Origin of the sequence: Alteromonas marina, assembly GCF_000808575.1 — a bacterium.
Classification (GTDB): domain Bacteria; phylum Pseudomonadota; class Gammaproteobacteria; order Enterobacterales; family Alteromonadaceae; genus Alteromonas; species Alteromonas marina_A.
Genome location: NZ_JWLW01000002.1, coordinates 147,474 through 160,150 on the forward strand (window position 1 = coordinate 147,474; position 12,677 = coordinate 160,150).

At 44.8% G+C, this 12,677-nt stretch carries 8 protein-coding genes; 1 reads left to right on the forward strand and 7 read right to left on the reverse strand.

All coding sequences use genetic code 11. The features are described from left to right. Window positions 1-415: 415 nt before the first annotated feature. From RJ41_RS01540 to RJ41_RS01565, 7 genes are all read right to left on the reverse strand, one after another. Window positions 416-2,863, reverse strand: coding sequence for a S8 family serine peptidase (locus RJ41_RS01540; RefSeq protein ID WP_039216416.1), 2,448 nt, complete (start codon window positions 2,861-2,863; stop codon window positions 416-418). Window positions 2,864-3,095: 232 nt separating this feature from the next. Next, entirely contained in the window at window positions 3,096-3,638 is a 543-nt protein-coding gene (locus RJ41_RS01545) for a hypothetical protein (RefSeq protein ID WP_039216417.1), read from the reverse strand. Between the two features lie 108 nt (window positions 3,639-3,746). Next, a complete protein-coding gene (locus RJ41_RS01550; protein ID WP_014950839.1) occupies window positions 3,747-4,364 on the reverse strand; it encodes an ankyrin repeat domain-containing protein in 618 nt (205 codons plus the stop codon). A gap of 150 nt (window positions 4,365-4,514) precedes the next feature. Further along, window positions 4,515-6,131 carry a catalase gene (locus RJ41_RS01555; protein ID WP_276203212.1) on the reverse strand — a complete coding sequence of 539 codons (1,617 nt, stop codon included), beginning with the start codon at window positions 6,129-6,131 and terminating at the stop codon, window positions 4,515-4,517. Beyond that, entirely contained in the window at window positions 6,128-6,304 is a 177-nt protein-coding gene (locus RJ41_RS19025; RefSeq protein ID WP_155279885.1) for a hypothetical protein, read from the reverse strand. Before RJ41_RS19025 ends, RJ41_RS01555 begins: the two co-directional genes overlap by 4 nt. A gap of 260 nt (window positions 6,305-6,564) precedes the next feature. After that, the gene (locus RJ41_RS01560; RefSeq protein WP_039216419.1) at window positions 6,565-7,917 is read right to left on the reverse strand and encodes an alkaline phosphatase PhoX; all 1,353 of its coding nucleotides are present in this window, start codon (window positions 7,915-7,917) and stop codon (window positions 6,565-6,567) included. 173 nt (window positions 7,918-8,090) lie between these two features. Continuing rightward, entirely contained in the window at window positions 8,091-10,649 is a 2,559-nt protein-coding gene (locus RJ41_RS01565) for a sensor domain-containing protein (protein ID WP_039216420.1), read from the reverse strand. 665 nt (window positions 10,650-11,314) lie between these two features. On the opposite strand from RJ41_RS01565, the gene RJ41_RS01575 reads away from it, so the two are divergent. After that, window positions 11,315-12,625, forward strand: coding sequence for an IS4 family transposase (locus RJ41_RS01575; protein WP_039216422.1), 1,311 nt, complete (start codon window positions 11,315-11,317; stop codon window positions 12,623-12,625). Window positions 12,626-12,677 lie beyond the last annotated feature (52 nt).

The window sequence follows — 12,677 nt, forward strand, 5'->3', positions numbered from 1 at the left end:
GGGGTTTATTCTCAGCGTAGAACTCTTTTCCATTTCCCCCTCCTCCCAAATTCCATATTCAGCGAATGCTGGTTGCAGTATTTAACGCGCTAAACAAAAAAGAGGGGTCTTGCTTCAGCCACCCCTCTCTAAAAAGTGTGCGAGGGCCGGTTGTAACATTCAAAACCCGTAGCAGTACACTTGCTCCAGAGGATTCTCCACAAGTGAGCTCCATTAGATTGAACACTGCTCCATTGGACTTTTTTACATTAAAACTAAAAAGAGGGGCCTTGCTTCAGCCCCCCCCTCTCTAAAAAGTGTGCGAGGGCCGGTTGTGGCATTCAAAACCCTCAGCAGCAGGGATGCTGCTGTGGAGCGCCCATGGATGGGTTTACCGCGTGTTTTGAATGTTACAACCGGCCCTCGCCTCAAAGGACTAAAGTTCTGCGTATTGCGTTAGGATAAACGCGGCTTCGCCTCTAGATACCCCATTTTGTGGGTTAAAGAAGGCTTTAAGCGTAGGCTGTAGGTCAAATGGACCTTGCTCTACTTTTACTTCCACCTGCATTAGCCCTGCAGCCAGTGCCTGTTGAACATAGCCGCGATACTCAGGCGCAATTGCATCAGTATCTTCAACTTCCACCGCTTCACCAAGCACAATAGCGATAACCTTTTCAGAGTCAAAGCTGTTCGCGGCATCTTCAAGACCTAATGCTTGAACCATAGAGTACGCCATTTCTTCTTTGCTCACCTGCATGTTGCTACCAAAAAAGTCATCGTCAACTTGCATTACGGGCTGCGTATTCATCTCTAAATCTCCCAACACTGCCCCAGTCGCTGTGGCAGAGTTTACCGCTGCAGCATGCTCAGCACTTACATCGGTATAGTTAACTGTGTTGCCGTCGTTGGTTTGACGAAGGTTTGCACTAAGCGCCAGCGTATCAGCAAGCTCAACACGAGTTAGTGGAGCGTCTGGCGCAAACCCGCTTTCTTTTGCATCCATTAGCTCATTGGCAACAACGTATTCAATGAATGCTTTAGCTGGATGGCCTTGTGCATCGTCAATACCGGTATAACCTGATGTGACTAACAAGCGAATATTCACATCGTTAGTGCCAGGAATGCCCACACCGTTTGTAACACCTAGTGGGTCAACTGACACACCACTAATACTGCCAATACCGCGGCTGTATAGTTTCCATGTACCCGGCATACCTGGTGCAGCTGTGCCAACAGAAGAGCCTAAAACAGGTAGGCCAATGCCAGAGCCGTAACGGTTACCTGCTGGGTCTTCTAGTACGAACGCTGTTGCCGTTTCGATTGACGCGCTCGCCACCACCATAGATACGTCAGACGTTACTTCAAACTCTTCTACAGGTGACTCACCAACGGGTAGGTAAGTCGTAGGTAGCGTAAAGCTATCGCCTTCAGCAACATTAGCAAATGCGTTAAACTCGCGATTTTTCTTCACGGTATCGCCAAATACTTCTTCACCGTTAAGCACTGCAGTTACCGCAGCATAAGCGTTAACATAACCAGCGCCCACTTCCCACTCGTCCATACCAGCCATTGGTGTTGCGGTTTCCTGAAGAATACGCTTTACGTCTTCCCACTGAAGGTTTGGATTCGCTTCTAGCATGAGTGCAACAATACCAGACACATGCGGCGCAGCCATTGATGTGCCGCTAGATACGGTATAAAACGGTAGGTGTTGTGGCTCAATCATTTCCGCGTCGTCAGCTGCACTTAAACCGCCTAAGCTAGACAGTGATGCACGAGCAGAAATAACGTCTACACCTGGCGCTGTTACGGTAGGACGGTCTTCCCACGTGAACACTTCACCATCAACGACCGCTTGACCACCTTTTCCGTCGACACCGCGAGAACTAAAGTCAGCTAGCTCGCCCTGCTTGTTGCCCGCAGCCACTGTAATTACCCAAGGTGCTTTTTTGAAGTTACCGGTAATTGTCGATTCGCCAGGACCTGAGTTACCTGCCGAGAACACGGTAATAATACCGTTGTCTGCCAGTGCTTTAGTCACAACGTTTGTTGGATCATCTGGATTAAATTCTGTACCTACATCGCCAGTGTTACCGAACGAGTTAGAAATAACACGAATGTTGTAATCGAACTGGTGTGTTAACGCGTAGTCGAAGCCACCGATCGTATCTAAAATAAATAGACCTGCGCCCGAACCATAACCAATGATGTCTGCGCCAGGAGCTACACCGGCGTGCAATCCACCACTCTTGGCGCCGTTACCGCCTACTGTGCCAGCTACGTGCGTTCCGTGACCGCCTAGAATATCGGTGTTAGATACATTTTCTTGGTATGTAATCGGTAAAATGCCGCTGTAGCTATTCAAGTTAACCTGCGCTAGAACGTTTTGAACAACGTGATCAGGAAACGCTAAATCGCTGTGTGTACCGTCAACACCCGAGTCATTTACCACAACACCAATGCCTTTACCTGATACTGGCATGCCGTTAATGCGAATATCGCGGTCAGCTTGTAGTGCCTGTACACCCGTAATTTGGGTAGACTCATGGTTTTCTAGTTCTAGTGGGTCGTTGTTCCACACTGACACCACGTCATCGCGCTGATAAAGTGCTTCAACTTGCTGTTTGTTCGCTAGCACACCAACAATAGGCACGTTGCGAAGGCTAACACCGCCAGTGATACCTAACGATTCAAGTGCTGTAATTTGTTCTGTTGTGGCAGGTCCCTTACCTTCAAATGTAACAATTACTTGTTGTAGTTCTAGTGGCGAAGCAGCAAGCGCATCAGCCAATGTTTTATCGAAAGTTTTTGCATTCACCATGCTCGCTGGTAGGGCACAAGCAATAGCTACTGATAATACTGTTTTGTTATTAAGGAACTTCATAATACACCTCTCTTTGAGTACCCATTGAGTATTTAACAACCAAAGAAGCAAAACTATGGGGAGTTCCCCCTATTCGATGTGATTTATAAAAGCGTTGAAAAAACAGAAACTTAAAAAGAAAAAAGCCCTCACAAAAGGAGGGCTAAAAACACCAACTATCGAAAGACATCGCCAAGTTGGAGGGAACGAACGTGGTACAGGAAATAAACCACTCACTCGAAACAAAAAAATCTTACTGTTTGCGCTTTCTGAAAGAAGTAAACGCAAACAAAACTAGCATTGCAGTAGCAAAAGAAGCTGGTTCACTCACGTGTGTTGAGCCATTATTAGATTCAACAGTTTTAACTACTTGAAACAAGCCACCCGCACAGCGGTCGCCACCGTCAAAGAAAACACAGGTGTCTGTTTCGCCTACACCGGCTAAACCTGAGCTAATAGTGAATTCGTAGGGAACGCTTGAATCTTCAATGTAGAACTCAAATCCTTCACCGCTTTCATCACCAAACACACTATCATTTAAATCAACTACTGCAAATTCAGCAATGTCTTCTTTTAATATGTTGTAAGAGACGTTATCGAACTTTAACTGAAAGAAAAACGATAGCAATGTATCCACATTGAACTGGGTTTCGTTTTCATCAAAGGTGATTTGCCCAATTAAGCTGGTTTGGTCAGATTCGTCACCTAACACCAATCGTGTGAAATCATAGGTAATTACGCCAGCGAAAGAAGGCATAGAAAACAGAACGAACACAGCGGCAATTAATGATTTCATAGTAAATCCACTTCTAAATTCTTATGGGTTTAGTATTGAACTTAATGCATTGAATACAAATAGGGAGTTCCCCCTAGTTGTATTCAATGCTATCTAATATGACGTGGTTTAATTAGCGTTTTGTTCGCGTAGTACTTTTGCTAGTTCGTAATTACCTTGCGAAAGAGCGATATCCGCTACCGAATTACCCGCTTTATCCATGTGAGCTGGGTTAGCCCCTTTATCGATAAGCGTATTGATAATTTCTTGTCTATCAAAAAGGCTTGCGAACATTAACGCCGTTTGGCCTTGCTCGTTTTCTTCATCTATATCGCAATCGGCAAAAACCAATTGCTTAGCTACACTGACGTGACCTTTAAATATGGCCCCCATAAGTGCGGTGTTTCCGCGGTTGTCTTCTTGACATGGGTTGGCATTAGCTTCGCTGATAAGAAAGTTCACGGTGTCGGTATGCCCATGGTACGCCGCAAGAATAAGTGCGGTGTAGCCTTTTTCATCGGCCACATTAACATCTAAACCGGCTTGATAAAACGCACTCAGCATGGCGCTATCACCTTCCCGCGCTGCATCAAAATAACGTGCTTTCAAGGTCTCCATATTAGGCCTAGTTGCACTTTGTTGAGTATCAGCTTGAGTGGTTGCGTCACTTACCGCACTAGTATAAAAACTGGTGAAGGTGGCAACGACGAACAGTGCTGCCGTAAGTGTTTGCTTTAAAAAAGACATTGTGCCCCCTTACTGGTAAATCTAAATTTGGTTACTACAAAACTGTTTTCAGTAAAGCTGTTACAGAAAGATTGTTAAAGAAGAATTGTTTGAGAAAAATGGGAGTTACTCAACACTGTGATGTAACTCCCAACCCTATTGCTACTTAGCTTATTGCATTAGCGCGGTTAGGCTTTCAGCAACTTGCTTTGCTTTAGCGGCACGTGCAGCTTGCTGTTCCATTAAGTCTTTCGCCGTTTGACGAACTTTAGACATTGGTGCTTTCGCTAATTTTGCTACACCTGCACCGTAGTCTTTATCAGCGTTGTACATATAAGCACTAATAATGACGCGGATTTCTTCTTCAGGCACCGATGCCAGTGCTCCACCTAAGTTATTAATCAGGTTTTGCTGGCCTTCTTTAGTTAGTTTTCTGAAAAACTCCCCTGCTTGTTTAAAGTTCTGCTCTTTGTAGAACGGAATTTGTTGCGTCATACCTGCAAGCGGTTTGCTTGAGTAACGGAACGCTGGATCTTCGTTAAGATCAAGACGTCGACTTGGCTGATAATTCACGTCGCGCGCAGTGCTAGTCGTTCGAAGCTGACCATGCTGTTCGTGGTTATTAATAACCGCATTTTTAGGTGAATTAACCGGAATGCGGTACGCGTTTACACCTAGGCGATAGCGCTGTGTATCAGCATACGAGAACAAACGACCTTGAAGCATTCTGTCTTCTGACGGCTCAATACCAGGAATTAGATTGCTCGGTGCAAATGCCGCTTGTTCAGTTTCTTCAAAGAAGTTATCTGGTACACGATTAAGCACTAGGCGACCAATCTTTTTAGCCGGCACTAGCGATTCAGGCCAAATCTTAGTGGTATCAAGTGGGTTAAACTCAAAGTCATCCAATTGCTCTGGCTCTAGCTCTTGTAAATAAAGATCCCAAGACGCTGTTTCACCTTTTTCACCAATTCGCGTGTAGATGTCGGTAGTATGCGGCTGCATATCCATTCCCTGCACTTTCATGGCTTCTTCATTAGTAAAGTTCTTTATTGGCTGGTTCGACTTCCACGTGAACTTCACGTACTTGTAATTACCTTCTTCATCAACAAACTTGAAAGCATGTACACCTGAACCATCCATATTTAGATAGCTTGCCGGTGTGCCGTAGTCAGAGAAAAGCATAGTTAACGTGTGCGTTGACTCTGGTACGTGCGAGAAGAAATCAAAAATACGTTTAGGCTCTTGCTTGTTCGTTACCGGCGATGGTTTAAATGCATGCACCATGTCTGGGAACTTAATTGCATCGCGAATAAAGAAGACGGGGAAATTGTTACCGACGAGATCCCAGTTACCTTGCTCAGTGTAAAACTTCACTGCAAAGCCACGCGGGTCGCGCAATGTCTCTGGAGACAAATGGCCATGTACTACCGATGAAAAACGAACAAAAACGTCGGTCTTTTTACCCGCTGATTGAAACGGCGCAGCCAGTGTTTCATCTGACAGGTCGACCAGGTTTTCATAATACCCATAAACGCCTGTACCACGTGCGTGAACAACGCGCTCAGGAATACGCTCGCGGTCAAATGCCGCTAGCTTTTCAATGAGGTGCGAATCTTGTAGTAAAACCGGTCCCCATGGGCCTGCTGTTTGCGAGTTTTGATTATCGCCTACGGGGGCACCATTTTGACGTGTTAGTGTATCGGCGCTTACGCCTAAGGTAAGCATACTGGCAGCTACGCCGCCTAGGACAAACTTAGTTAACGTTGATTTCATTGAGGTTCTCACAGCTGTACTCCCACATGAAGGTTGGTACGAGGTTTAGGGGCTTTGACTTCTACGCAAACTTGGTCGCCATAATAGTTATCAGCGTAATTGCATTGCGTTCGAATGGGTTGATTAGTTGTGGAGGAAACACGGTGGCTATTCGCCGTTGTTAGCTTTTTTAATAGTGCGCTCATTTGGCTCTCCTTCTTAAGTTGAGAGCATTATCATTAATTGAACAAAACTATTAAAACGGGTTAAAACGATTCAAATAATCAATTTATTGGATTGTAAAGATACTAGCTAATCGAGAAAAGGTATGAAAGTAGGTAAATAGTGCGTGACGAAAGAAAGGTTGATAGAAATTTGCAGTTCACACTGGGGGGATAACGGCGCCGTTTTAAAGTAATAAAAATAAATGACGCCAGTTTACTAGATAACCCTTAATATCTGCTCTCTAACCTTCGAGCCATGGCCCGGTTATAGCTAAGGTCTTCGTTGGAGAGTAAATATTCACGAAAAGCGTATTGCCGTCAGGCGAGAAACACGCGCCGGCAAGTTCAGTTTGCGCATGGAGCTTTGCAAAGTTATACACTTCTCCATTTGGTGTAACACCGCGTAAGTGATTATCAACAATGTCGGTATATTGGTCTTCGCACACCAATAGATGCCCGTTTGGACATACGGTTAAGTTATCGCCGAAGTTATATAAGTTCTTGTCTTCGCTTTCTAAAAATAGCTGAAGCTTGTCTTGTTTACCATCAGTAGAAGGAACAAGTTTCATTACTTGACCGAGCTGCTTTTGGCCGCCATTAGTACAGCAAAAATAAAGCTCATCTTCACCCCAATGTATACCTTCACCGCGAGCGAATAAGGCCGCACCTTTCTTGTACCCTCTAGCCCGTAAGTCATCGTTCGGACTTTCCGGGTTGTCTAATGCTATCCACTCAACGTCGAACCACGTCGCCAATGGCATAGTTGTGGAACTCCAGTTACGTGTATCAAACTGAGGTTTGTTTTTTACTACCAGGGCTTCTAACTGGCCGCCAGCTGCCAAGTTAGCGTACTCGTTAGGTACAAAGCGATATAGCAAGCTGTCACCCTGATCTTCAGTCAGGTAAACAATACCGGTTTTGGGGTCGACACATGTCGCTTCATGATTAAAACGACCCATTGCTTTAAGCGGTTTAGCTTCAATGAGTGAGTCAGCGTTTGCGGGTACTTCAAAAATGTAGCCGTGATCTTTGTTTACCACATCACCGTTCGGGCCATGAGGTCGGTCTACGGACTCTTCACACGTTAGCCACGTGCCCCAAGGCGTAATGCCGCCCGAGCAGTTTCTTACCGTTCCAACAAGACTGATAAACTCTCGCTCTACCGTTTTGGTGGTAAGGTTATACACCATGGTTGTGGTGCCGCCTGGTAAAGCAACCCCACTATGATAGTTGTCGTAGGCCAACTCGCTGGTATGCTTTTGAATAGACTGTGGCTGAGCACTTAAATGTTTAGGGTGCAGTTCGTGGTTACGTATAAGCGCCACTTTGTCGCTACTGCCTTCTACAGGCAAACAACCCATACCGTCCGCTCTGTCAGGTACATGCATACCATCAGACATGCTATTTCCAAGGCTTGATATAACCTTATAGCTAAAGCCTTTAGGTAAATCGAGCAGCTTTTGAGGGTCGGCGACTAGTGCACCATAGCCTTCACTAATCGGCATAGACGCCAAATTTATTTTCTTACCAAAAGCACTGGTCGCTAGGCCACCAAATGCCAAAGAGCCTACTAAAAATTGACGTCGTGTAATCATAAAAATCTCTTACTGCGCTAAATGTAAATATCATCGCTTGGTATTGTTATATTATAACAGCACGAGATCAGCAAACTAGCAAGAATGCTTTCTGTTAAAGCGACAAAAAGCGGTAAAAACACGCTTAAGACTAAGCAATACGATAAACGCTATTTGCAGGCGTTGTTTTAACATTAGGGAAGCTTTGTATTTTTTTGAAGGCCTTCCCAATGCGCTTGTGGTTCTGGCCTTGAGAAGTAATAGCCTTGGAATTTTTCACAGCCTTTAGCTTTCAGATAGTTTAACTGCTCTTCGCTTTCTACACCTTCGGCAATGCAGGAAACGTTAAGCGCTCTTGCCATTTCAATAATAGCGTCAACAATCTGCGCGGCTTTTCCGTCAGAGTCCTTTCCTATGTCGTCCACAAAATATTTATCTATCTTGAGTTCGCTGATAGGAAGCACTTTGAGATATGCAAGACTGGAATAACCGGTACCAAAATCATCAATTGAAAAACGAAAACCGAACTTCGCCAGTTCAAGCATGGTTTCTTTAACCAATTCAATATCTACGACTAAAGCGGTTTCAGTTAGCTCTAGCATTAACATATTAGGCGGTATGCCAAACTGATTTACGCGAGAAAGAAGCGTGTTAACAAAGTCAGGCATAACAATTTGTCTAGCGCTGATATTGATCGCAATACTGGTATTTAAGCCGTTCTTCATGAAGCTACTAATTACGTTCAGCGCTTTTCGTAAAACGATGTCACCTATTTCGCAGATGGCATAGCTCTCTTCGGCAATAGGAATAAATTCGCCAGGGCTTACCGGACCAAACTCTTTCGAGTACCACCGCACTAGAGCCTCGAAAGAAGAGACAGTTCCATCATGGGTAACTTGGGGCTGAAGCACGATTGACAATTCATCGTGTTCTATCGCCTGCTCAAGCTTAGATTTTATGTCTAGGTATCGATCAAACTCTTTAAAACCCTCTTCTGATATATGGCATAGCCCAAAAGGTGCTGATCGTTTAGCCCGTTTAACCGCTTGTTCAATTACATTAATAATCGACTCGAAACTTTGACCTTGTGGGTTAAAAACAGCACTTCCCAGCGATGCGGTTAGAGACCATTTAACGGAGTTTAACATAATATCGAAGTGACGAGGGTTGAGCAGCGCACTTTCCACTAAGCTCGAATAAAACTTGTGGAGTTCTTCTTTTCTGTAGGTTTTCTTCGACAACACAACAAAGCTATCGCCACCATACTTAAATATCTCATAGTCGTGTCCGATAACGAAAAGCAACTGCTCAGCGACTTTTCTTATGGCGTAGTTACCATTACCGAAGCCAAATCGAGTGTTGATTTGGGCCATGTTGTCGATATCTAGCAGCAGAATATGTATGTATTCTTGATTCATTGATGCGCGCAGCATCAAATCTTTAAAACGCTGATGAAACCACTGCTGATTTCGAAGATGAGTAACCGGGTCGGTGTAAGCAAGGTTATAAATGGTATCCTGCGCCTCTATACGTTCACTGATATCTCTAATAACCCCAATAAAGCCCCTCTCACCTAAGTCGCAGCTTTCAGTTAATGATAGTTCCATCTGAAAAATGTCGCCGTTTTTGCGTTTAGCTGGAAGCTGACGACCCACACCGATAATTTTGCCTACTCCCGACTCCATATAATTACGCATGTAGTAATCATGATTAGAGGCGTAAGGCTCTGGCATTAACATCTCAACGGAGTGACCGAGTAACTCACCTCGCGTATAGCCAAACATTTTAAGTGCAACGTCGTTACAGTGTGTAATGGTGCCTTTTGCATCAATACTAAATACGGCGTCATTAATGTTGTTTAATATACTTTGAATTCTTTTGGCGCGATCTTCATTAAGAATCAGCGCCGTTTTATATTCGGTAATATCTTCAAACGCACCAAACAGCCGTTTAACTGCGCCGTTCTTATAAAACTCAGCCTTACCAGAAGCTCTTACCCACCTTACTGAACCAGATGTATCAATGATTTGGCACTGAATGTCATAGGGCTGCTGACTATTGCGTAGATTTTCAAATGCACGTGTAATTTCGGCTGTATAATCAGTGACGATGAAGTCGATAGCTTTTTGAAAATTGATCTCACTATCTATTGGCAGGCCATGGATGCGATAGGTTTCCGGTGACCATATCAACTTTTCAGTTTCAGGGTAAAACTCCCATGACCCTGTTTTCGACATACGACTTATCTCATCAATAAGCGACAAGTTGCGTGCTGTTTTTATCGCAAAAAAATCCTTTTGAAGCTGCGTAAAAAACAGCTTCGCTTGAAGTGAAAATACTTGTAGCCACTCAGTGATGTCTTTTTTCGGCGTTTTAAATATAGCGACGAGTACACCAATATCACGACTTCTTTCATTAATAAGTCCTGCGCCCAAATACCCTTGAGCCCCAAGCGCTTCAAGGGTGTTATCGGCGGGAAAATACTCGCAAACGTTTGACTCATAGCCACATGGCCCAGTTAACAAAACACTTTCACAAGGAGAGCCTTTAAGCTCATATTCTATTTCTGCAATCGGTGAGTGATGAGACAGCCCTATGAGTACGGAAATGCTATCTTTTTTCTTGACGCCCAAGTAGAGATAGTCAGCCTGAAGTAGCTCGTTAAACGCTTTTAAATCTTGCTCGTAGGCACTACGATTTTCCAAAATAATTGTGCTGAACTCTGATTCATTTAGGACTGACTCGAATGACATTACTTTATACAACCTTAATGTAACACTAAACTGAAGCTTGCCACTTCGCACTAACGAAAGAAAGACATGACAATGATAAATTTCAGATTTATTAATACCGAAGCTTAGCTCAACTTTCGATTAAAGCTACTCACTAGCCTTATCTATGTTAAACAAGTACTCGCTAAATCCCGCCATAACCATAAAATGAATGCGGTGCCGGAGCCGCTGACACAAAAGGTAGGATGGCTTTACGGCGTGTTTCTACCTATCACAAGCTTTCGTTTTACGGCGTCCCCCCTCTCCTACAGAGTCTTATTTTACGCATAGTAAGGGAGTGAGTGTATGCCCTCTGAAACCCTACACCGCATGGATGCGGTGTAGGAGCCCCCATGGATGGGTTCACGGCGTGTTACTTCTTCTCCCCCTCAAACTTTTTGCTATGCCGCTCAAGGAGGGAGTGAAGCCCCATCAAAAACTCTCAGCAGCAGGGACGCTGCTGCGAAGCCGCCATGGATGGCTTCACGGCGTGTTTTTAATGGGGCTTCACTCCCGACCTAAAATCGCAGGCATAAAAAAAGCGCACCTAAGTGCTAATGCCGATCAGTTAAGAATTTAATGATCGGTTGACCGATCTTTTTAAGGCTTCAAAATCCGGTATCAGGTAACTGATATCGGATTTTTTTATGGACGTTTCTCAAGCTTTAGACATCATCAATACTGTTAAGCAGCCACAAGCTAAAGCGCTGTCTGACCTCATTCCATTAGAGTTGATTGAACAAGCTTATCAGATGTCTGATACAGTTACCTTGCGCCAACGTAAGTTGTCGCTTGAATCACTGGTATGGTTACTTGTAGGCATGGCGCTGTACAATGACAAGTCGATATCTGATGTTGTAAACCAGCTCGATATTGTTGATCGCGAGGGTAAGCCTTTTGTGGCGAAAAGTGCGTTAACGCAGCGTCGTAAAACCTTGGGGGAAAGTGGTGCAAAGGCGGTGTATCAGCACATGACGGCGCACTGGCTCAGACAGGCAAACTTACCTCAGTGGAATGGGCTGACGCTGTTAGGCGTTGATGGTGTCGTCTGGCGTACCGAAGATTCGCCGGAAAATGCCGACGCGTTTTCACGCCAAAAGGATTCTCTTTACCCGCAAGTAAGAATGGTTTGTCAGATGGAGCTAAGTACCCACCTGATGACGGGAAGCGCGTTTGATAGTTACGCCGTCAACGAAATGAGGCTGGCCGAACAGCTTATCGAAACTACCCCAGATAATAGTGTCACCCTGTTCGATAAAGGGTTTTACTCCCTGGGCCTATTACATCAATGGCAGCTCGAAGGGGAAAACCGTCACTGGCTTATTCCTGTTAAAAAGAACCTGCAATATCAAGAAATTCGCTCCTTGGGACGCAACGACAAGTTGGTAATGTTAAGCAGTAACCCTCGCTCTAGGAAGTTATGGCCGGGATTACCCGATACCCTGACCGCTCGTATTGTGAGCCGAAAAATCAAAGGTAAAACCTATGAAGTGCTTACGTCAATGACTGATGCCATGCGTTACCCTGCAGCTGATATCGCTGACTTATATGGGCATCGCTGGGAGATTGAGCTGGGCTACAGGGAGCAAAAACAATACATGCTGGGAAACCGTCTGACCCTGCGCAGTCGCCTTCCTGAATTAGTGAAGCAGGAACTGTGGGGCGTATTGCTGACCTACAATCTAGTGCGATACCAGATGGTTCAGATGTGCTTTAACCTTAAAGGAAACTACCTGCCTTACCAGCTTAGTTTTAATGGTGCACTGGCTCAGGTGACGTCGCTGCTGGTCGGTCTGCCTTATTCAACGCCCGGCGCAATTCCAAGGCAGTATAAATACCTGCATAAAATGGCTGAGAATCTTATTCTGGCTCCACGGCGAGAACGCAACTTCCCCCGAACAGTTAAGAAGAGACCACAGCGATACAGCAGAAAGAAAAATGCCGCTCACCTTAAGTGAACGGCATTACACCTAAGTGCGCTTTTTTGTACCTTGTGTTGCTAAGTCTAGA